Annotated in this window: 22 protein-coding genes; 2 read left to right on the top strand and 20 right to left on the bottom strand. The window is 41.1% G+C overall.

The genetic code is table 11. The features are described from left to right. The 9 genes from N482_RS10570 to N482_RS10530 all read right to left on the bottom strand — a co-directional run. The coding region (locus tag N482_RS10570) for a sigma factor-like helix-turn-helix DNA-binding protein (protein WP_331245815.1) at positions 1-369 on the bottom strand (369 nt) is incomplete at its 3' end. A gap of 397 nt (positions 370-766) precedes the next feature. Further along, a complete protein-coding gene (ilvN, locus tag N482_RS10565) occupies positions 767-1264 on the bottom strand; it encodes an acetolactate synthase small subunit (protein WP_063377003.1) in 498 nt (165 codons plus the stop codon). Beyond that, entirely contained in the window at positions 1264-2985 is a 1722-nt protein-coding gene (locus N482_RS10560; RefSeq protein WP_063377002.1) for an acetolactate synthase 3 large subunit, read from the bottom strand. Before N482_RS10560 ends, ilvN begins: the two co-directional genes overlap by 1 nt. A 496-nt stretch (positions 2986-3481) precedes the next feature. Next, on the bottom strand, positions 3482-4489 hold the full coding sequence (locus N482_RS10555; RefSeq protein WP_063377001.1) for an isocitrate dehydrogenase: 1008 nt from the start codon (positions 4487-4489) through the stop codon (positions 3482-3484). Between the two features lie 201 nt (positions 4490-4690). After that, positions 4691-6379: a hypothetical protein gene (locus tag N482_RS10550; RefSeq protein WP_063377000.1), complete on the bottom strand. Its 1689-nt coding sequence runs from the start codon at positions 6377-6379 to the stop codon at positions 4691-4693. Continuing rightward, the gene (locus tag N482_RS10545) at positions 6366-6764 is read right to left on the bottom strand and encodes a DUF3192 domain-containing protein (protein ID WP_063376999.1); all 399 of its coding nucleotides are present in this window, start codon (positions 6762-6764) and stop codon (positions 6366-6368) included. Before N482_RS10545 ends, N482_RS10550 begins: the two co-directional genes overlap by 14 nt. 75 nt (positions 6765-6839) lie before the next feature. Next, positions 6840-7610, bottom strand: coding sequence for a flap endonuclease Xni (gene xni, locus N482_RS10540; RefSeq protein WP_063376998.1), 771 nt, complete (start codon positions 7608-7610; stop codon positions 6840-6842). Between the two features lie 127 nt (positions 7611-7737). Beyond that, on the bottom strand, positions 7738-9081 hold the full coding sequence (gene ppnN, locus N482_RS10535; protein ID WP_063376997.1) for a nucleotide 5'-monophosphate nucleosidase PpnN: 1344 nt from the start codon (positions 9079-9081) through the stop codon (positions 7738-7740). A gap of 15 nt (positions 9082-9096) precedes the next feature. After that, positions 9097-10629, bottom strand: coding sequence for a GGDEF domain-containing protein (locus tag N482_RS10530; RefSeq protein ID WP_063376996.1), 1533 nt, complete (start codon positions 10627-10629; stop codon positions 9097-9099). 176 nt (positions 10630-10805) lie between these two features. On the opposite strand from N482_RS10530, the gene N482_RS10525 reads away from it, so the two are divergent. After that, positions 10806-12587 (top strand): M61 family metallopeptidase, encoded by a 1782-nt coding sequence (locus N482_RS10525; RefSeq protein WP_063377007.1) that lies wholly within the window; start codon positions 10806-10808, stop codon positions 12585-12587. Between the two features lie 35 nt (positions 12588-12622). Here N482_RS10525 and N482_RS10520 read toward each other — a convergent pair whose 3' ends face one another. The 11 genes from N482_RS10520 to hisG form a co-directional block, all read right to left on the bottom strand. Further along, complete coding sequence (locus tag N482_RS10520) at positions 12623-13174, bottom strand: YkvA family protein (RefSeq protein WP_063376995.1); 552 nt, start codon at positions 13172-13174, stop codon at positions 12623-12625. A 417-nt stretch (positions 13175-13591) separates the two neighbouring features. Next, the gene (locus N482_RS10515) at positions 13592-14362 is read right to left on the bottom strand and encodes a glycosyltransferase family 25 protein (protein WP_063376994.1); all 771 of its coding nucleotides are present in this window, start codon (positions 14360-14362) and stop codon (positions 13592-13594) included. 1 nt (position 14363) lies between these two features. After that, complete coding sequence (locus N482_RS10510) at positions 14364-14861, bottom strand: hypothetical protein (RefSeq protein ID WP_063376993.1); 498 nt, start codon at positions 14859-14861, stop codon at positions 14364-14366. A gap of 58 nt (positions 14862-14919) precedes the next feature. After that, the gene (hisIE, locus tag N482_RS10505; RefSeq protein ID WP_063376992.1) at positions 14920-15531 is read right to left on the bottom strand and encodes a bifunctional phosphoribosyl-AMP cyclohydrolase/phosphoribosyl-ATP diphosphatase HisIE; all 612 of its coding nucleotides are present in this window, start codon (positions 15529-15531) and stop codon (positions 14920-14922) included. After that, positions 15522-16301, bottom strand: a complete 780-nt coding sequence (hisF, locus tag N482_RS10500; RefSeq protein ID WP_063376991.1) for an imidazole glycerol phosphate synthase subunit HisF — start codon at positions 16299-16301, stop codon at positions 15522-15524. Before hisF ends, hisIE begins: the two co-directional genes overlap by 10 nt. Next, entirely contained in the window at positions 16283-17017 is a 735-nt protein-coding gene (hisA, locus tag N482_RS10495; protein WP_063376990.1) for a 1-(5-phosphoribosyl)-5-[(5-phosphoribosylamino)methylideneamino]imidazole-4-carboxamide isomerase, read from the bottom strand. Before hisA ends, hisF begins: the two co-directional genes overlap by 19 nt. A 12-nt stretch (positions 17018-17029) precedes the next feature. Beyond that, positions 17030-17620: an imidazole glycerol phosphate synthase subunit HisH gene (hisH, locus tag N482_RS10490; protein WP_063376989.1), complete on the bottom strand. Its 591-nt coding sequence runs from the start codon at positions 17618-17620 to the stop codon at positions 17030-17032. Beyond that, positions 17617-18678, bottom strand: coding sequence for a bifunctional histidinol-phosphatase/imidazoleglycerol-phosphate dehydratase HisB (hisB, locus tag N482_RS10485; protein WP_063376988.1), 1062 nt, complete (start codon positions 18676-18678; stop codon positions 17617-17619). The genes hisH and hisB overlap by 4 nt, the downstream gene beginning before the upstream one ends. Positions 18679-18691: 13 nt before the next feature. Further along, positions 18692-19741, bottom strand: a complete 1050-nt coding sequence (hisC, locus tag N482_RS10480; RefSeq protein WP_063376987.1) for a histidinol-phosphate transaminase — start codon at positions 19739-19741, stop codon at positions 18692-18694. Then, complete coding sequence (hisD, locus tag N482_RS10475; protein ID WP_063376986.1) at positions 19741-21036, bottom strand: histidinol dehydrogenase; 1296 nt, start codon at positions 21034-21036, stop codon at positions 19741-19743. The genes hisC and hisD overlap by 1 nt, the downstream gene beginning before the upstream one ends. Positions 21037-21039: 3 nt before the next feature. Continuing rightward, the gene (gene hisG / locus N482_RS10470; RefSeq protein ID WP_063376985.1) at positions 21040-21939 is read right to left on the bottom strand and encodes an ATP phosphoribosyltransferase; all 900 of its coding nucleotides are present in this window, start codon (positions 21937-21939) and stop codon (positions 21040-21042) included. 348 nt (positions 21940-22287) lie between these two features. On the opposite strand from hisG, the gene N482_RS10465 reads away from it, so the two are divergent. Beyond that, positions 22288-22518 carry a hypothetical protein gene (locus N482_RS10465; protein WP_063376984.1) on the top strand — a complete coding sequence of 77 codons (231 nt, stop codon included), beginning with the start codon at positions 22288-22290 and terminating at the stop codon, positions 22516-22518. Positions 22519-22562: the final 44 nt, after the last annotated feature.

The following is a 22562-nucleotide window of genomic DNA, read 5'->3' as shown; positions in this document are numbered from 1 at the left end:
ATGGTAATCAATGTGTACGTGCACCTTCTTCACGAAGGTATATTGATAAACGGTTTGCGGTAAGAGTTTATCTATTAAGGTCATGGTTTTACAGCTTAAGGCTTGCTTGACGGTAAGCCAATCAGGTAAAGCATACTGCTTAGGCTGGACTTTGGTTGCGAAGAATGCACGAGTGAGCTTACTGTCATCCCACGTATCATCTAATGGCCAACTGGTAATGCCGAGCTGTGCAGCTCGATTAGCATAAGTTGAAACAGACGATGGGGAAATAGATAAGCTTTTAGCTATTTGACGATGCGTTAAATCTGCGCCGTATTTTAGCCGTAATATTTCTTTTAATTTTCTCATTGATATAGGTGCCGTTGGCATAGTTACCCCCATCGCGGTTAAAACGATAAGAATAACGGTTAAACACACCTACAATGTGAGAGAAAGGGTGACTTTTACGTCAATAACATCAAGTCGATCACCGAATAACCTAAGTCGATCGCCCAATAACATTTTTAGCCAAAAGTGATCGGCATCGATGTTATTGCATGATCGCGATGGATGTTATTGGCTGTTCGGCATCAATGTTATTCGGTGATCGCGATGCATGAAAATATGCAGTAGCTCAAAAATTTTTATGAAATGACACAGATTTTTGAACACTACCTTCCTAGACGGTAAAGGACATTCCCTGGATGGGTAAAGAAGCTTACCCTACAAAAAGAAATGCCGCTCATCTTAAGTGAATGGCATTAGCTCGATGCTTTCTTTTTTGTTTTTAACTTCTCAATGCTTTGTCACCGCGTCCTATCCCAACTGAACCGGAACGAACTACCTCGATGAGGTCGCTCTCGTGGCACAGCATCTTTAAGAAATTTTCAATTTTATCGCTACTACTTGTCAGCTGAAGTGTATAGCTCTGTTTGCCCATATCAATGATAGTACCGCCAAACACGTCATTAACCCGTGTTATCGCCGCACGTGTTGTTTCATTGCGTGCATATACTTTCACCATCAGTAGCTCTCGCTCAACATGACTAACTTCGGTTAAATCCAAAACTTTCAATACATCGACTAGTTTATTAACTTGTTTTGTAATTTGCTCTACGACACGGTCGTCACCGTGTGTTGTAATTGTTATACGAGAAAGCGTTTTATCGTCTGTTGTTCCAACGGTTAAGCTGTCGATGTTATAAGCACGCTGTGAGAACAAACCTACAATTCGAGACAGTGAGCCCGGTTCATTTTCTAGCAAGATAGATAAAATACGTTTCATTATGCTTTTACTCCTTTTTTCAACCACATTTCATCGATAGCACCGTGCTTAATTTGCATAGGGTACACATGCTCGCTTTCATCTACTCTAATATCAAGGAAGACGAGTCGGTCATTGATTGAAAATGCTTTTTGCAGCGCACCATCTAATTCATCCGGGTGGTCGACTTGTATACCAACGTGGCCATAACTTTCGGCTAGTGCGACAAAATCAGGTAGTGATTCCATATAGGAGCTTGAGTGTCTTCCATCATAAAGCATATCTTGCCATTGGCGCACCATCCCAAGAGAGCGATTATTTAGTGAGACAACTTTGACGTTCAGGCCATACTGTAAACAAGTAGACAGCTCTTGAATATTCATTTGTATAGAGCCGTCACCAGTAACGCATACAACTTCATTATCAGGGAATGCGACTTTAACGCCCATCGCAGCTGGAAGGCCAAAGCCCATGGTTCCCAGACCACCTGAATTGATCCATTGGCGTGGTTTTTTGAATGGGTAATACTGAGCTGCAAACATTTGGTGCTGACCTACGTCAGATGTAATGTATGCGTCACCGTTGGTTATTTCATATAGCTTTTCAATAACCGTCTGAGGTTTTAGCCTGTCTACTTCTTTGTCATAATTTAAGCAGCCTTTAGCCCGCCAACTTGTTATTTCATTCCACCAAACCTCTTGGGCGCTTCGGTCAATCGATGTATTACTTTGGTTGATACCCTCAAGAATTTGTTCTATGACGATATCCAAACATCCAACTACTGGGATGTGCGCTTGTATTGTTTTGGAAATAGAAGTTGGGTCGACGTCTACATGTACAATTTTTGCGTTGGGGCAAAACTTACTTACGTTATTTGTTACTCGATCATCAAATCTGGCGCCAAGGGCCAATATTACGTCGGCATTTGCCATTGCTTTATTTGCTTCAAGTGAGCCATGCATGCCAAGCATGCCGATAAAGTTAGGGTGGCTACCGCTTATCCCACCTAAACCCATAAGCGTGTTAGTGATAGGAGCGTTGAGCTTTTCTACCAACTCTGTCAGTTTGTCTGAGGTATTTGACAGAATGATACCGCCACCAGAGTATACAACGAGTTTTTTCGCGCTGAGGATAGTTTCAACCGCTTTTTTAATTTGTTTACCATGTCCTTTAGTATTCGGGTTATACGTCCTCATCTCCAATTGATTTGGCATGTGGTATTGGAACTTTAGCTGTGGATTTAATACATCTTTCGGTAATTCTACGACTATCGGTCCAGGTCTACCGGAGCTAGCCAAGTAAAACGCCTTGGCCAGTATTGATGGAATGTCTTCGGCGTTTCGGCAATTGAAACTGTGTTTTACGATAGGTCTTGAACAGCCAACAATATCTGTTTCTTGGAATGCATCGTCACCAATTAAATTTGAGGGAACTTGGCCTGATAGCACAACCATTGGTATTGAATCCATATAGGCTGTGGCGATGCCTGTGATGCAGTTTGTTGCACCAGGTCCAGACGTAGCTAATACGACCCCGGTTTTACCTGTTGCTCGCGAATAGCCATCTGCCATGTGGGTTGCTGCCTGCTCATGACGAACTAAAACATGCTCGATGTCGGTTTGCTCAAAAAGCGCGTCGTAAAGGTCTAACACAGATCCACCGGGATAACCGAAAATGAACTGTACATCCAAATCTTTTAGTGCCTTTACAACTAACTCGGAGCCATTATATTGCTCATTCATTACCTCATTCCTCAGTCAATTTAAATTTTGGCATAAAAAAACCCCGCAAATGGCGGGGTCGATGAAAGCGTTTACTCACACAGGCCCCTATGGACTTTCAACCAAGACCACCACGAGGACAAGCTGTGCGAGTTTTGTAAACGTCATTTCTATATCTACTTAATCAATCTAAACACCAGTTCATTTAAAGGCCAATTTGATTTTCTGTCAAGGAGTTTGAGTGAAAATTTGCATAATATATCCCCTGTTAGCGTTGATAAATTTGAAATGTAGTATTTCAATTTTTAAAAATTAACCTGTTCGCATAATCAAACCAAGTGTTTTGCTGCCTTAATGGCAATAAAAGTGTATTTTTAAAGGGTTTTATAGCAAGCATTGTAAGGGTGAGCAGGATTGCTGTTATGTAAAAAAGATATTGTGGAATGGAGTACAGTAGAGATTGCGTTGAGGGAGTAATGGTAGCGAATAGCGCAGGGCGCTATTCGCTGAGCACTAATTAAAGGCGCTCAATCACAGCTTGTGTGAAGTCAGTAGTGCCGTGGTTACCACCAAGGTCACGTGTAGTACGGTCGCCTGACTTGATTACGTCAGCCACAGCCTTGCGAATACGCTCAGCTGTTTCGCCCATATCTAAGTACTCAAGCAGTTGGATTGATGCCAAAATAACTGATGTCGGGTTAGCTAGGTTTTTACCAGCAATGTCCGGTGCACTGCCATGTACAGCTTCAAAGATAGCGGCATTTTCACCAATATTTGCACCCGGAGCCATACCTAAGCCACCAACTAAACCTGCACACAGGTCAGAAATGATGTCACCGAATAGGTTAGTTGTTACTACGACATCAAATTCATCAGGGTTCATTACTAGCTTCATACAAGTCGCATCTACAATCATTTCTGCAGATTCGATTTCAGGGTAACGCTCACCCACTTCACGCGCTACTTTTAAGAACAGGCCAGAAGTCGACTTTAGGATGTTTGCTTTGTGTACCGCAGTTACTTTTTTACGACCTTCACGCTGTGCTAGCTCGTATGCGAAAGTCACGATTTTCTCAGCACCGTCACGAGTGATTTTTGACATTGCTTCCGCTTCAGTGCCATCTTCAGAAGTAACTTGGCCAAGGCCTGAGTACATGCCTTGTGTATTTTCACGAACAGTGATGATGTCGATATCATCGTAACGAGCCTGTGTACCTTCGAAAGACTTAACTGGGCGTACGTTTGCGTATAAACCAAATTGCTTTCTAAGTGTTACGTTGATTGAAGTAAAACCTTCACCAACAGGCGTTGTTAAAGGACCTTTTAAGGTAAGCTTGTTACGCTCAATAGCTTCAAGAGTTGCTGGTGGAAGTAGTTCACCTGTTTTTTCTAGGGCTTCAAGACCTGCATCTACATATTCGTATTCAAAGTCACAACCTGCAGCATTTAAGATCTCAATAGCTGAATCAATAATGCTTGGACCAATACCATCGCCTCTAATAACAGTAACTGTTTGCTTAGCCATTTAGTTTTCCTTTATCAAAATAAATTGCACACACCTAATAGAAGGACCACTTTATTGTAGTCAATGAAATAAAAAGTGTGTTATCGCTTGAAAAATTAAGCGCGTTTTATAGCAATTTATTCATCCTTATTCCAGTAAGGAATGATAAATGGTCATAACTTAAAGTTATGTTTGTTATATCTTATATTTATAGAATAAATATTATTCAATAATACTGTGCATTGCCAGTGTGAGAATCGCTTCTTGAACCTGAGCAACATCTGACCAACCAAATTTTAGCACTTGCTCTTCCAAAACAGTCTTTTGCCATGCTGTCGGTTCAAAGCTCGCACTATTCCAGTACATAGCAAGTATTTTGACAGCAACAAACGTTTGTGCATCGTCACTTAATGCATTGTGCTTTTCATTTTCTGAATTTTGAAATGCTTGGTGCGCTGCGCTATCCCCAAAGTGAGACTCAAAATAAGTCAGCAATTTTTGTTCATCGAAGTGAGGAAAGCCAAATAACCGAGACAGTGAGTAAGGCTTCGTGCCGTCTTTTTCTTTTTCTGTATAGGTAAACCTCTTAATATCAATATCATGATGTTTAAGCATAAAAGCGACAACGGCACTTATTGGTGAGAGAATGCTTTCAAATTCTTGCCCGTAAGCACGTTTAATCAAAGTAGCTAGTATTAGGGAGATTTGCTGATATTTATGCCACACATCCTGTGCGAAAGGGTGACGAAGTTGAGAGATTACCTGTTCTATTAAAACGCGCTGACACAGCAATGTGGCGGTATTTAATCCTACCATCGTCAAGCTATGTCGAATGTTGGCCCCTTTTTGGGCTTCTCTATTATAAAGCTTAGCGGCTTGTGTGAGTGCTTCTTCAATATGGGGAAATGGGGTGATGGTTTTTTCAATCGCTCTAAAACTCCCAAAACTGCCTGTATTTAGCTTTTCTATTACAGCAAAGGTATTATCAAAGTTAGACTCCTTTGCCCCAATAGAAGGAAGCTCTATATGGCCCCAAACTTTGTACAGGAGTTGCTTATCTGTTGTTGCAATTTGCCTAAATTCAAAGTCGTATGGCTTTTTGGTTTTAATTAACTTGGTAAGCTTACTGTCTTTTATTGTACATAAAACCTGTTGGTCGTTTTTGAGAAGTAATACAGCGGTATCACCTTCATAGTTAGTACAAGATCCAACAGGCAATAAACTAAACTGCTCAACCATTTTGTATAATGAGGTACGTACAAACTCATCTGTGTTTGTTAGATATAAACGCTTGATAGCAAGGCTCAAAGCATTACGCTTACAGCCTTTTTTGGCAATAGCAAAAGCAACAATTTGGGCGATGGCGACTACTAGGGTCGTATTATCGTATAGTGGAGTGAGATTTTTACTTCGCAATGTTTCACAGTAAGGCTGAAGCCTTGCGAGAACGCGTGCAGCTTGTTTATTGATAGAGCCACCGTGTTCAAGTACTTTAACAGCAAGTTGATACCGAATTTTCCATAGCTTTTTACCCTGTTCACTAAGGGGGAGCCCCTTCTGCAATTTGTCATTTTCATTTTTGATGCAAATGAAACTTGCTATACAAGCAACGAGCAACTCTTGCTGAATTTTTGAAGAGTAGCCTTGACCCTCAGAGATTATGCAGACCAAAATACATTTTTTGACGACCAAGTTGGTGGTAGGGGAGTACTCTTCAAAATAAAATGATAGATAGCTATGTAGTGCGTTGGGCGCGATTCTGTAGACTTCTCTATAGAGCTGTGCCAGTTCCGCCAAAGTAGGAAAAATGTTGGACCACTTATTTTTATTATAATAAAGTCTGAGCACTATCTCCGTTTTTTGAATTAGTTCGAAAAGTTGCTTTGATACTTCGTGATTAGTTTGTGACATTATTAAGTGCTTTCTCGTACGCTACAATGGCACCTGCTCCCCATAACATGAGCTGACCATTTTTAAACAACATCCCGGTGCATTCGTCTTGCGTCGTTATACCATCTGGCTTCATTAATTGTGTCCGGTAAAAAACGATTTGATACACGTCTTTATCATCAGATTTAACATAGGTTAGATCCGGGCTTCCTAAATTGTCTAATACTGTGTGAAGTTCCATCTCTGCATTCGGTTTTAACTTGCTTATGAAACGTTTATTGAACGCTTCTCTATCTTTCCATACCATTGCGCGAGGGTCGTCTTTGTAAAAGTTGATGACAAGAAAGACGATACCAGCATAAACAGCTAAGCCTAGAAAAATATATTGTAGAACTTTTTTAATCATTTATATCACCTGAGAACAGCCAAAATAGCCTAACTCAAGCGTTTGGCCATAACAACCGATTTGCGTTTAAAGCAATTAGGTCAACCTTAGCTGACTTAGTTTAAATCCCATTTCAATATCTGTTCGCAGTGCAACTAATAACTTGCTGAGTACAAAGTTGTCCATGTCTGTTTCTAGTTTTTTTCTTACGCTTTCTTTCAATGTCGCGCTTTGAAGTGCATGTTCTACTGAGCCGTATTGTGACAGAACTTCCAATGCTGTTTTTTTGCCTACTCCTTTGACGCCAGGTATATCATTGGTTTTATCACCCATCAGCCCCCAGTAATCGTGTAACTTGTCCTTGGAGATAGTAAATTTAGACTCCACTTCTTTTTCACTTATGTACTGCTGCTTAAAGTAATCATAAACTTGAATATTCTTCTCTAACATCGGCAGAAAGCCTTTGTCTGTAGATACGATGGTTGCCTGCACATTATGTAGCGCCGATTTATGAGCGAGTGTAGCAATAATATCGTCAGCTTCATCTTGTTGTGGAAAGTAAGCCTTAACACCATTGTCATTGAAACCTTGAGAGACGACCTCTAAGTTGACTTGAAGCTCTGTGGGCATTGGTTTTCGGTTGGCTTTGTAGTCAGCATACAAGTGATAACGCCAACTTTTATCCCCATCAAAAACTGCTATGGCATGTGTTGCTTTAGTGGTCTTCAGTAACTTACGTGTCGCATTCTTTACCCGATGAAGGCAGCTTTTAATAATTTGCTCTTCAGTTAACCCTGGTTGTTCACAATCAACGGCATAAATACGCCGGATTAAATTAAGTGCATCTATTAAAAGTAAGTGAGCCATATAACAATTGAAAAAATAAATCGGTTAGACATTGGTGTATTGTACCAGAGGGTGGAAGGGAGTTCATCGCTCCTCTGGTACATGGACTAGAATTTATGAATTTAAATCAATATAGTATCGAAGTTGGTTATGATTCTATTTTGTAACAAGGCTCATATTTGCTACCAGGCAGCTTCATTCGACCCTGTGAGACAAACGCACGGAGTAACTTATCCATGTCTTTCATTAGGGACTTGTCTCCATCCAAAATATATGGACCGTACTCTTTGATTGCCTTAACGCCGTTATCTTTCACGTTACCGGCAACAATACCTGAAAATGCTCTGCGTAAATTTGCTGCAAGTGTCTCTTTAGGTTGGTCAAGGTGTAAATCCAAAGATGCCATGTTTTCGTGGGTTGGCTCAAAGGGCATTTGAAATGGAGGTTCTATTTTGAGAGTCCAGTTAAAGTAGTAGGCGTCGCCTTCTGACTTACGATACTCTCGTACTGTGGGCATTTCATTTTTAATGGTCTGGGCTACTAACTCTGAGTTATCAATGATAATTCTGAATTTACTAAGCGCTTCTTTACCTAGCGTTTTTTCAACGAATTTAGCTATTTCATCAAAGTAAGCTGCGCTTGACGCCGGGCCGGTTAGTATTACGGGTAAAACCTGCTTTTCATTGTCTGGGTGCAGCAGTATACCTAATATATACAGTAGCTCTTCTGACGTACCCGCGCCGCCAGGAAATATAATGATTGCATGTGCTGTTCTAACAAAGGCCTCTAGTCGCTTTTCGATATCTGGGAGGATAACCAGCTCGTTTACAATAGGGTTGGGCGGCTCGGCCGCAATAATACTTGGTTCAGTTAAACCTAAGTAGCGGTTATTTGTAATACGTTGCTTTGCATGCCCGATTGTCGCGCCCTTCATGGGACCTTTCATGGCACCTGGTCCACAGCCTGTGCAAATATTTAGACCTCTGAGCCCAAGCTGGTAACCGACCTCTTTAGTGTATTTATACTCAGATTCATTAATTGAATGTCCACCCCAGCACACTACCATATTAGGATCGGTATTTACCTGCAATGCGCCAGCATTTCTTAACATATCAAAAACCATATGAGTGATATTTTTTGTTTCTACCAGCTCTTCTTGGTGCCTTTGGCAGATGAATAGGATGTCTCTGATAACAGAGAATATATGCTCGTGGATACCGCTTATAATCATGCCGTCAACAAATGCTGACTCAGGAGGGTTGGTTAGTTCGATTTTTATACCGCGTTCTCTCGCTACAAGCTTTACATCAAAGTCTTCAAATTTTTTGTATATCTCATAGCTTGAGTCGGTATGACTGCCTACGTTCAGCACTGCTAAAACGCAGTTTCTAAAAAGTTTATATCGTTCAAAAGTCGATGATTTCTGCAACAAATCAACTTCTAGTTGCGATAATAGATTAAGAACACCTGTTGGGTTTAGCTGTACATGCATAGGCACTTCTCCTTTTTATTCTCTTAAGCAAAGCCTGTCTCTACCAGAGTTTTTTGCATCGTAGAGGGCATTATCTGCACGATCAAATGCGGTTAATGTAGTATCTCCTGATTTAAGCTGGGTTGCCCCTAAAGAAATTGTAATTTGTACTTCTTTCTCTTTGAATCTAAATGGTATCGCCTTAACCGTATTCCTTATTTTTTCAAGTGGCGCTTTGGCTTCACTCAATGGCATTCCTGGCATCAACAATACAAATTCTTCACCTCCATAACGGGCAATAAAGTCAGCCTTGCGAATTGATTTTTTCAACGCCCTTGCAATGACTTGCAATGTTTTATCTCCAGCACTATGACCGTATTTGTCGTTAATGGACTTAAAATGATCTACATCGATAACAACTAAGGTTATATCGCCATTATGGACTTCAAACAAGTGAAACTCTTGGTTGTATCTGTCGTCAAATGCCGCTCGATTAGGTAATTTTGTCAGGCCGTCAAGTAGGCTCTTAAATTTTTGCTCATTAAGACGTTTTTTATAGTTCGTTACCTTAGACTCTAAGACATTGATGCGATCGTTAATCTTATCGAAGCTCTCTAGCAAGATTTCTTTGTCTTTTCGTTCAATATTCTCACGCTCAATTAAATCTTTGCTGAGCTCTTTAAGCTCATTATCCACCAATAACTTAAGTTCTGAGATGGATGTAGCTTGTTGCGTCTGCACATTAAGCTTTGTGATTTTTTCTTCGATGCGCTTGTTTAACGCCGACACTTCTTGATTGACTGACTTAGACTGATTTGTTGTCTCTACAATCGATTTGTGTAGCTCTTCTAGCGTTTGATTTAATGAAACTAAAAAGCCTTGCGCTGATTGTCTTTCACGTGCAATAGACTTAGCGAAAATTCGTATAATGCTGACGGCGTTCATGAGCAATGAGTCAACCGAGTCGTCCGCTGACAAGTTTTGTTTTATTTGTTTGATTTGCTCGGAGACATCTTCTTCGAAAACAAGCTCATTAGTCAAAGCTAATAATTCCATTGCCAATTCTGGATTGCTATTAGATGACGAAAACTCGGGTCCGGCTTTAGCTTGCAATGTTTGCATATAAAACTGCAGCAACTTATCTAAAAGAGGGACGTAATCTACATTTGCTTTTATATTGTCTAACTCGTGGTCGAGCAAATAACGCAACTTTCTTCTTGTATCGTCAGGCAAACCTTTGAGCTTTTGTAGCTGTTTGCCGGCGCCTTGAATGTGCCCTTTGAGTGTTCGCTCATTAGACTCATAGATTGATTCTTGCTGCTTTAACTGAGATATCGCACTTTCTATAACCGGTGTAAGTTGCTCTAGTTCAGTGCCTTTGGAAAGGGCGCTTCTAAATTTAGCGAGTTGATTATCCAAAGCAACATCTTGCCCTCTGCAACCAAAAGACAACTTACTTGCAAAGTCACACAACATGGTAACTTGGGTTTTCTTCGCTTCTTCTAAGGCTTTTCTCGCTGAAATAGCTTGAGACAGTTTTTTTTCAAGTAGCACAGTTTTATCAGTCACAAAAGTCCAACATCTTTTTTTAACTATATCACTAGCAAGTTTACAACAAATTACTGAAAAATGTGGAAGAAATTATTTTACAGTCTGGCTTTTTATTGTGTTGGTTCAACGTTTTTAATGGCGTTCGTGCTCTCAGTTTTGCTAATTTTAAGAAAACTCATGGATTTTTAATAAATATGAAAACAAAACTTTCCCTTCTGACTTTAGCTTTAGCGAGTCATTTTTCATTTGCAGATGTTCAGTATCGTTTATCTATTCCTGAGCCTGAGCATCACCTTGGGAATGTAGACATTACCTTTCCGAAATCTGCACAGGCTCATTTGGATGTTCAATTGCCTGATTGGCGAACAGGTCGCTATGAAATCTTGGATATGGCCAATGGGATCCGTTTTTTTAACGCGCAGGACAAGCTAGGCAATGCACTGAAATGGAATAAAGTAGATAAAAATACGTGGCGTGTACATTTAGACAAACCAACAGAAATCTCTGTTTCTTATCAAGTGTATGCAAATGAGTTAGCTATGCGTTCGAGGCACATTGACGACACGCATGCTTTTATTGATGCATCTGGCTTTTTCATGTTCAGCGATTCATTTAGGCAAGACCCAATAACTGTGGAATTAGACGTGCCGCAGCAATGGCGTTCTGTATCAGGCATGAATTTTGCTGACTCTAAACATAGTTTTAAAGCTGACAATTATGACATTCTTTTGGACTCTCCGATTGAAACTGGTATCAATGAGCTTCATAAGTTTTCGGTTGATGGACGCAACTACGAGTTGGTAATATGGGGCGAGGGCAATTACGATGTCGATTTGATGTTGGCGGACCTAAAAAAACTCGTGAAAACAGGGAGTTTAATTTGGCATGATTACCCATACGATAGATACGTGTTCATGGTGCATGCGACAAGCGGTGCTCGAGGCGCGACAGAGCATTTGAATTCAACAATTATTCAGCGCCATCGTGACCGTTTTGCCTCAAGAAGTGATTACTTAGGCTTTATTTCAACTGCTGCACATGAGTTTATTCACACATGGAATGTAAAACATTACCGTCCGTCTGGTCTCGTTCCCTATGATTATGTTTCCATAAATTACTCAGAGTTATTATGGTTAGTCGAAGGGTCCACAAGTTACCTAGAGGATTACCTGTTACTTAGTGCAGGAATAACGACTAATCAAGAGTTTTACCAAGGGTTAACGAGAACGGTAAATCGCCATATGCAAACGCCTGGGCGAAAAGTGCAGCCAGTGGCCCATACCAGCTTTGACAAATGGATCAATCAAGGTGGGGATCATGGTAAAAACTATAGTACGAATATCTATTCGGAAGGTGCACTCGTATCAATGGCTTTGGATATCGATTTAATTGATAAAAGTGACGGTGAAGTAAGCTATCGTGATGTACATACGGAGCTATACAAACAACACAAATTACCGAAGTCTTTTAATACAGACGATGTGAAACGTATTCTTAAGGAAGTCAGTGGACGCGATTATTCTAAGTGGTGGTCTGAATATGTAGATGGTCCAGCAATTTTAGATTTTGACAACCTGTTTGATATAGTTGGCCTTGAATACGTTTACCCGCCAGGTACTACAGAAGTAGCCAAATTTGATGGTACATCGAAAAGTGTAGGACAGCTTCTTGAATTAACGCACGTCGCACGAGAAGGAAATGCATGGGCTGCTGGCTTGACGGCTGGAGACAAAATCGTTGCTATTAACAAGCATCAAGTTAGAAAAGATATGGCGACAACACTGTCGATGTTTAAAGCTGGAGAGGTCGTGACAATACACTTCATTCGTCGACACAAGCTTACTTCAGTAGAGCTCAAACTTGGCAAAGGGCATAGTCGTAGCAAAGTGATAAAAGCGGTAAAATCACCTTCAAAAAGACAAGCCAAGCTATATCAAGTTTGGACCGGTGTTACTCACCCAAATGTGAACAACTAGAGTATAAAGGGCGCTTATAGCGCCCTTTATTTACATTACATAATCCGTGAGAAGAATCGTGAACTCTTAGCACCTGATCTGTTACGGCGCATAGAAGAGCGGATCTGTGCACGAGTACTAGCTAACCAACTTTCTCTGTTCACTTTTGCGTGCTCACCACGTCTTGCTTCTTCGGTTGCCCTGAAGCCACAAAATTCTCTATATGCTTTCAAATCTAGGGATAGGTCTTGTAGCACTAACTCAATCATAATCGCATCATCAATATAACCAAGTACAGGCACATTATCCGGAACGATATCTTCTGGTTCGCCAAAATAAGCAAGAGACAACATAATCTCTTTTTTCTCATCTTCCGGCATTTGCCATTCTTCGTCTTGAACTGCATCGATAAGTGCTGATAGAGACATCATACGTGTACGAACGAATTCAGGAACGTTTGTTCCTTCCATTTGATCAACCAATTCACGCGCTTTGCTGATGATTTCTTCATCGCTCAAGTGGGTGCTACGCTCGATAGCAGATTGCATCATTGAACGAAAGTGTTCTAAATCGATATCGGTTAATTCAAAGTTTACTTGGATGGACATTATGTTCTCCCTTATGCACTTGTTTCTTTTTATATCCAGTAGGTCGCTAAAATAAATGTTTGAAATGCCTACTTTAGTGACGTCACTATGCCATTAAAACTACACTAAATTAAGCATAAAGTTACAATAATTGAAAAAAAGTCAAAAGTTGGTTGATTTACACTCAGGTGCATAAAAATATTAGTATACTTATGTATTTAAACAACTTATTACATAACCTATTAATTATTATGAGGTTATTAAATAACCCCATAATTTTGATTGAATGAGACGTTAAAACGTGAACCAACTAAAAGATTAGTTTGCCACTATGTTCGAGTACAGTTAAAACTAACTCATTGTGGTTTTTAAGTTGTGCCTAAATACCTGTTCACTTTGAAAGTTTAGTTAGCAGAGGTTGAGAATAGAAAAAGCACCCTAATATGAGAGTGCTTTTTTAAGGTCGGTTATAATCTGTTTTGTATGCTTCTTGTTTTGTATCTTTTCACAAATTTGGAGTTTTTTCCTTTGCCAAAAGCGTTTTTTAATTTTTGACTTGCCAGTGGCTGCTGCTATATCGCTTTCAAACTCTAAGTCTTGTTCAATGTAATATGGCATCATTGAATAAACAGGTACTTTCGTTTCCCAAATGTGCTGAATATCTGTGTCGACAGGTCGACCAAACTGATCTGTTGCTTTAAGTAAAGCCTTGGCACCTTCTAAAGTAATTGCTTGAGCACAGCAGCCTGTCATTGCTTTTTTATGCACAACTAAATTAAATTCAGAGTTTAAAGGGTGGTTAAATTCTATCGGCCTCTCACGGTTTTCGTAAGCTGCTAACTTTATCAATTTCCAGTCAAATTTTAGCGTTTGTAGTGTGTCAAACACACGTTTCAAATCTCCGGCAATTCTAAAGTCATCTTCTAGAACAATTGCATAGTCAAGCTTCCTATCAACAATGGTCTGCCATGCTTTTCTATGACTGTAATAACAACCTATTTCGCCTTTACCAAGCACTCTATAGAAGCGTTCACGATTAAGCTGAGCGTTATAGTGCTTGTTAATTTCAGAGTCGGGGAGTGATTTACCATATACGCCTGAAATTCTCTCGAAAGTAATGTTTTGTTCTGCTAATCGCTTAGCGCTTTTTTCAAGGCGATCTTCACTTTGATCAAGGTTTATTAAAAATATAGGAGGTTGTGTGCTCATACTACTTAACAATTTCCAAACTGACAGCCCAAGGTTTACTTTTATCTAGCGTGCTACCAAAATTAACAGCAACTTTTGTTTCAGAATGCTCGCTGGTAAAAGTTGAACGACTGGTATCATCACCATAGTGTTGCTTTTCAGTCCAATCTGCACTCAAACAAGTTTTAAGTTGCTCATTCACCTGTTCAAATCTGACTAATGCTTCGGTTTTTCCTGCAAATGATTTGTTGCATTCATAAGCCGTGTTACCGCTGGTATATAAATTGATTTGGCAGCTATTTTTGAGTAGGTGTGCCTTTGGTTGCCAACTCTTCATCAACTTGCCATTGATCTCACTGCCTTTCAAAATTGCAAAACCGTCATCAGCGCCAGAAATGAGCGCATTGACTTTTTCACAGTCAGTCATATTTTCAACTTTTTTCTGAACGTCACTTGGTAGTGAATTGCAGGCAGTCAGTGCAATAAAGCCAAGAGAGTATATTAGATGGCGAAAAACCATGGCAGCTTCCTTTTCGAATTTTCCCTAAGCATACCATGGTCATATCTTCTGAGGTAGGTTATTGGTGCCTTTTGGCCAATGTATCGACAACTTGCGACAAACTGATCTCACTACGTTGTAAAAGTACTAACAAGTGGTAAATTAAATCAGCTGACTCGTTAAGTAATTCCTCTTTGTCGTGCTTCATAGCGGCCAGTGCAACTTCAACGCCTTCTTCACCAACTTTCTGACAGCTGCGACTCAGATCTTTAGCAAACAGAGAAGCCGTATAACTGTCGCTAGGATCAGCGTTTTTCCGTTCTGATATAACTTTTTCGAGTGTTCCCAAAAATGCGAGTTCGGGTTTCGCATCCGCGAAGCAACTTTGTGTACCCAAATGGCACGTTGGCCCAGCTGGCGTTGCTAGTAAAAGAATACTATCAAAGTCGCAATCTGTATGTGCTTCAACTAGGGTCAATACATTGTTAGATGATTCTCCCTTTGTCCAAAGCCTAGATTTAGATCGAGAAAAGAAGGTCACAAGCCTTTTGTCGAAGGTAGTTTGTAATGCCTCTTTATTCATAAAACCTTGCATTAAAATCACACCCGTGGCGTAGTCCTGTACGATTGCGGGAATGAGGTCTGCCTTTTCGAAATCGACTGCGTCGATATTAGATGGAGTTAGCTGCATAGTCTTGTCGCTACCTTATTGTTTGCTAAATACTGTTTTAGTGTTGGTATCTGAATTACTTGCTTGTGAAATACGCTGGCGGCAAGTGCTCCATCTACATTTGCTTGATTGAAAACTGCGGAAAAGTCTTCTATTTTCCCAGCACCACCCGATGCGATAAGGGGTATGTCACACAGTGCTCTCATTTCTTGTAACTGATTTAAATCATAGCCTTTGCGCACACCGTCTTGATTCATACAGTTCAACACAATTTCGCCCGCTCCTAACTCTTGTACTTTAGTTACCCACTCTTGTGTTTTGTATCGAGTTTGACTAGATGCATCCGGATCGCCTGTTAGTTGATAAACTAGATATTCACCGCTTTTTGCATCATAAAAACTGTCAATGCCTACAACGACACATTGCTTTCCAAACTCATCGTGTAACTCTTTTATAAGTTCAGGGCGGGCGATTGCAGGACTGTTAATTGAAATTTTATCTGCACCTTGTTCGAGCACTTTTGCTGCATCTTCAACAGACTTGATACCACCCGCGACGCAAAACGGAATATCAATATTTCTTGCGACATCTCTTACCCAATTTAAATCAAGCAGTCTTTTTTCGACGCTCGCGCTAATTTCATAAAACACTAACTCATCAGCACCTTGCTCACTATATATTTTGGCGAGCTCGATAATGTCGCCAACCACTTCGTGTTGCTTAAATTTCACGCCCTTGACGACTTGGCCGTTTTTTACGTCTAAACAAGGAATTATTCGCTTCGATAACATGCGATGGCCTCCTCAACAGTAAATGCACCGTCCAGTAAAGATTTACCCAAAATAATTCCGCTCACTCCAATTTTAACTAGGCGTTGAATGTCTTGCAGCGAGCTCACGCCACCAGAAGCTTGAACCTTTGCTGCTGGATTATATTGAACAATTTGCTCATAAAGCTCAAAAGAAGGTCCGGTCATGGTGCCGTCTTTGCTGATGTCAGTGCACAAAAAGTCATAAACACCAACTTGTATATAAAAGTCAATTAGCTCGAACAGAGAAACCTCGGAGTTGCTTAGCCAGCCATGGGTCGCAACGGACCAGCCGTTTTCGGTTTTGTTGACATCTAATGCAATAACGAATCGCTCTGGGCCAAACTCTTCGATCCACTGTGCAAGTTGTTCTTTTTGGTCAACCGCCAATGAACCAATGACGACTTGTCCAGCACCAGCTTTTAACCATTGTTTTATATCTTCATAGGAGCGAATACCGCCCCCTACTTGATATGGCGTGTTCAACTGGCTTGTTGCCCGTTGTATTTGGAGCCATTGCTTTTTGTTTGGATCTCTTGCGCCTTCTAGGTCAACTAGGTGAAGCTTAATCGCACCAGATTCTTGGTACTCATGGAGCCGGGTTTGCAAGTCAAAAGGGTAAAATTGAGCCGTATCATATTTGCCTTGGTAAAGACGGACGATTTGACTATCTAAAACATCTAAAGCTGGAATAATCATTTTTTATCCTTATTAAACTTGCCATTGCATAAAGTTATTTAATAGTTTTGCGCCCACTTTGGCGCTCTTTTCTGGGTGAAATTGCATACCAGCATAATTGTCATTAGCAACGATGGCAGAAAAGGGTTGACCATACTCGCATTGTGCCAAGGTCGAGCTATTTACGGTGTGCGCAAAGCTGTGAACGAAATAAACTTGATCATCAGGAACGATGCCCGCAGTTAAAGGGTGTTGTTTGACAGTTTGAATCGTATTCCACCCCATATGCGGGCTAGTAAGCTTGCCAGTTTGTAATTGTGTAACTTGTCCATTGATCACACCGAGTCCTTCAATTTTCCCTTCTTCACTGTAATCACATAGCAATTGCATACCCAAACATATACCCATCAATGGTCTCTCATACTGTTCGATTGCTTCTCGCCAGCCTTGTTCCTCCAAACGTTTCATCGCGACATTTGCATGCCCAACTCCAGGTAATATTGCGCGTTCAAAGCCGTTTAATTGGGAGGGGTCTGAGATAATCTCAGGTGTTACGCCTAGACGTTCAAACGCAAACCTCACCGAATTAATATTTGCACAGCCGGTATTAATAATGGCTATCATAAACACCCCTTAGAGCTTGCTGTTTGTTGCGTTGTGTCTTTTGCTATAGCCATTCTGAGTGCCCGAGAAAACGCTTTGAACAGGCCTTCAACTTGGTGGTGACAATTCCCTTCAGTGACACTTAAAATTAAGCTGATCTGAGCATTGTCGGCGAGCGACCTAAAAAAGTGCTCGACCATTTGTACATCTAAGTCACCCACCATGTTTCGGCTAAAGCTTGCATTTAACACAAAAGACGCACGACCTGACAGGTCGAGTTGGCACTCAGCTTTGCATTCATCCATTGGGAGTGCAAAACCATAGCGCGCTATCTGAGATTTGGTGCCAAGCGATTGCTTTATAACCTGTCCAAGCGCAATCCCGACATCCTCAACAAGGTGGTGTTCATCTATGTGTAGGTCGCCGCTGGCTTTAACTTCTAAGCCAATGTTTGCGTGTGTTCTAATTTGGTCAAGCATGTGATCAAAAAAACCAAGCCCTGTGCTGATTTCACCATTTGTGCTTTGATCTAAGTTAGCGGCAACAGATATTTGCGTTTCCTTGGTATTTCTGACTATCTTTGCTTCGCGATTTTGAGTCGTGAGCTTGGTGACAATTTGAGGCCAATTGTTCTCGTACAAAATGCCTTCAATGCATAAGTTCTTGGCAAGCTCAATATCTGTTTGACGGTCACCTATTACATAGGAGCGTGATAAGTCCACTTTCCCTGAGCGCATGATGTTTGTTAATAAACCAGTTTTAGGCTTACGACAGTCACATTTGTCTTCGTCGAAGTGCGGACATATAAGGACTTCATCGAACTTGATACCCTGAGAGGTAAATATACCCATCATCATATTGTGCGGTGCTGCAAAATCTTCTTCAGGAAAGCTAGCAGTGCCTAGGCCATCTTGGTTCGAAACCATAACTAACTTGTAGCCGGCATTTTGTAATGCAAGCATTGCTGGGATCACATCAGGCAGTAGGGCTAATTTTTCTAAACTGTCTACTTGCTTATCTGTCACTGGCTCCTCAATCAAGGTGCCATCTCGGTCTATAAATAGATACGGCGTACTCATTCTACTTCCTTACTTACTCTGGTTGCTCAAGCCAGAGCCTGACTTGTTCTAATTCTTGCTCACTACCAATGGAAATGCGTAACCAATTGTCTTCACCATATAAAGAAAACGGACGCATGATGGTACCTTGTTGCATTGCAGTCTCAATAAAGCACTTATCACTAAGTTGCAAAGTAATGAAGTTGCCTTCACCGCTCAATATTTGGGTGACCTTAGGTGAGTTACTAAGTACTGTTTTTAGACTGTCTTTGTTACGATTCAAAATCGAGACTTGTCGTCGCATTTGAGTCACTGAGTCCGTGCTCAGAGCTTGCTCTGCAATCAAAGCTACCGCTGTGGATACAGGGTAGGGTGCGATTACCTTTCTAACTGGTGCCAACAGATTAGTATTTGCAAGCAAGAAGCCTGTACGAAGACCCGCTAACGCAAATGCTTTCGATAGTGTTCTAAGAACAGCGATATTTTCGAAGTCTTGTAGCAAAGGCACAGCACTTTGCTCAGGACAGAATTCTATATAAGCTTCATCTACGATGATTAGCGCTCTACCAGACAAAGATTTAGCTAAAGCTGCAATTTTACTCACTGGAGTAAGGCTACCGGTTGGATTGTTTGGGTTGCAAATAAACACCAATTTTGCGCCAGCAATTGACTCGCAAATTTCACTTACATCAGCGTTTAACAGTAGATTTTGGCTGAGTTCGTTTATCGCAATATTTTGTGTATCCGCAGACACCTTGTACATTCCATATGTAGGTGTGAAAATTGCTATGCTGTCTTTACCCGATTCACAATAGGTGCGCATTAAAAGCTCTATCCCTTCATCAGCGCCACGGGTCATTAATACTTGCTCAGCGTTCAATTGCGAGTAATTGGAATACGCATTGGTGACTTTTTCGGGCTGTGGTTCTGGGTATCTGTTTAAGTTGCTTATGCTGAGCTTAAACTCTTTTGCATAAGGGCTTTCATTGGCATTTAACCATGTTGTCCCTGTTAGCTTTTCACTCTTGGCTGAGCTATATGCTTTTAATTCAGCTATGTTCTTTGGTAATAATGATTTTGACATTAGCTTTTTCCACCATTTAATCTTATTGCAACGGCATTCGCGTGTGCGTCTAAACCCTCAGCTTCTGCTAAGGGCAGTATCGCTGTGCTAAGGCAGCTTAATCCATCTTTTGTAATTTCTTGCACTGTGTACGTTCTATAAAAGTCCATTAGGTTTAAGCTCGAATAAGTCTTGCTATAACCATAAGTGGGTAATACGTGATTAGTACCTGACGCATAGTCACCGGCAGATTCGGGAGTGTAATCTCCAACAAACACTGAGCCTGCATTTTTCACTCTATCAAGACAGTTATAGGCGTCTTGGCACTGTAAAATTAAATGCTCGGGGCCATACTCAGCGGATAATTCAAATGCTTGTTCAATAGATTCAACCAAAATTAGCGAACTGTTTTTCATTGCCTTTTTTGCTGTCTCGGCGCGACTTAGCGATGCAAGTTGACGGTCGATTTCAGCATTTACTTCTTTGATAAACGTCTCATCATCACTTAGCAACAGAACTTGAGAATCTGCCCCATGCTCTGCTTGAGACAAAAGGTCAGCTGCTGCAAATGCTGGGTTAGCAGTTTTGTCAGCTATGACTAATACCTCAGAAGGCCCAGCTGGCATATCTATGGCAAACCCCGGCACTGATTGAGACAGGATCTGCTTTGCCATGGTGACATAGGCATTACCTGGGCCAAACACTTTGCTTACCTTAGGCACGGACTCTGTACCTAGGGCCATTGCAGCAATTACACCTGCGCCGCCGCTCTCGATAATCGTCTCTATTCCACATTTTTTTGCAGCGTACAAAATGGCTGGGTGGATTGTTTCATCACCCTGTACTGGTGTAGCGAGCACAATCGCACGTGCGCCACTTAGTTGTGCGCAAACTCCTTGCATCAATACGGAAGAAGGCAAAGGTGCACTTCCGCCCGGCACATAGATACCAACCGCATCAATCGCTTGATAACGTAATTCGCAAGTCACACCTGGTTGCGTCTCAAGTTTCTTTGGCTGCGGCAATTGCATTGCATGAAACTTTTGAATGTTGTCATATGCTTGGTCGATGGCACGCTTCAATTCGTCACTGAGGCGTGATGCGCTTTGTTCAATTTCAGACGTTGGCACACGCAGTCGAGGAGACTGTCTATCATCATACTGTTGTGCAAGTTCCAGGAGCGCATCGTCTCCAAGCGCTGCTACTTTTGAAATTATGGTTTCAACCGCTGCTTGCACCTCAACCCCAGCGCTAACCGCTGGGCGGGTTAGTGCTGATTGTTTCGATTGCCTGTCGAGCTCATTCCAAACCAGCATGAATCACTCCATCATTTTTTCGATTGGCATTACTAGAATGGAATTTGCACCTAACCCTTTGAGCTCTTCCATGGTTTCCCAAAACAAAGTTTCACTACTGACCATGTGCAGCGCAACATAATCATCGCTACCAGCTAGTGCGAGCAGCGTAGGTTGGCCCGTACCTGGCAGTAATTCGCATACTTCGTCAAGCTTTGCTTTCGGTGCGTGTAACATGATGTATTTACTTTCTTTCGCTTGTCTGACTCCTTTTAGTCGAGGAAGGAGTTTATTAATGAGCGATAGTTTTGAATCGTCGTTTAAATTCGCATTTTGGATAAGGCATGCGTTTGACTCCAAAATAGTCTCACCCTGCATCAAGCCGTTTGCCTCAAGTGTTGCGCCAGTTGAAACGAGATCACAAATTGCATCAGCCAGACCTGCACGGGGAGCTACTTCTACAGAACCCGTTAGCATTACCACACTTGCATCAATGTTTTCCGCCTCGAGATATTGCTTAAGAATTTCTGGGTAGGTCGTCGCGATACGCTTTCCGTTGAACCATTCTTTAGGCTGTTGCTCAAGCTCTTGAGGCCAAGCTAGCGCCAATCTGCAATAGCCAAAGTCTAACTTAGAGAGCTTTTTAACTTCATTCGGTTGTCCAGCTCGTTTGCGCTCTGCTTGTGTTTCAACCAGTACGTTTTCACCAACGATACCTAGGTCACATACGCCATCCATGACTAGACCCGGAATATCATCGTCTCGTACGCGAAGCACATCAATTGGCATATTTGTTGAGTGTGCGATTAAACGTTGTTCACGTAAATTGAGCTTAATGCCCAGTTGTTTTAAAAGGGACTGGCAATCTTTTGATAAGCGGCCTGATTTTTGAATTGCGATACGTAAGCGTGTAGAAGTATTCATAATTTATTTTCCTAATATTAAAAACTAAAAACCCCGAGGGAACCTCAGGGCGAAAATAAATTTGAATTTGTTACTTGGTTCGCCGGAGGTTCCTTTTAGGAATAACCCACCAGCGAAATACCTGACAGGCTATCCCGATGTATGATGGTGATGATGTACAGCTGTCAGATTTAAAAACATTGTGTTACCTATGATGTAAAAATTTTATGTAATTCGATTAACTGCTTATAGATAATCATGAAAGCGCTAAAAAGAGCAAGAACTTTTTGGTATTAATTAAAGAATAAAATATATCAGCCGATAATAAGTATGTAGGTCAATCACTTCTGTGGTGTAGGGGAAATCTTGATGGATGTCTTTAAAACATATATGGCACCTATAGTTAGGTTGCAAGTTGCGCACAATGGCCCGTTTAAGATCGTAGGCGTTTTGGATAATAAAGCGGAAAAGATCAAGGGGAAGTCTCTAGCAAATCAAATTGATAGTGAATTGAAAGACAAACGAGATTTGCCAGCAAACGACGATGATGAGGAAAAAAAAGATACTGACGAGCAAGAGCATTTAGATACTTGGGCGTAATTTGATATAAATAAAAACTCGAGAAAGAGTGGGGCATTTGGCAC

The organism is Pseudoalteromonas luteoviolacea NCIMB 1942, assembly GCF_001625595.1.
GTDB lineage: Bacteria > Pseudomonadota > Gammaproteobacteria > Enterobacterales > Alteromonadaceae > Pseudoalteromonas > Pseudoalteromonas luteoviolacea_A.
This window is presented reverse-complemented; position numbering and strand designations above follow the sequence as displayed.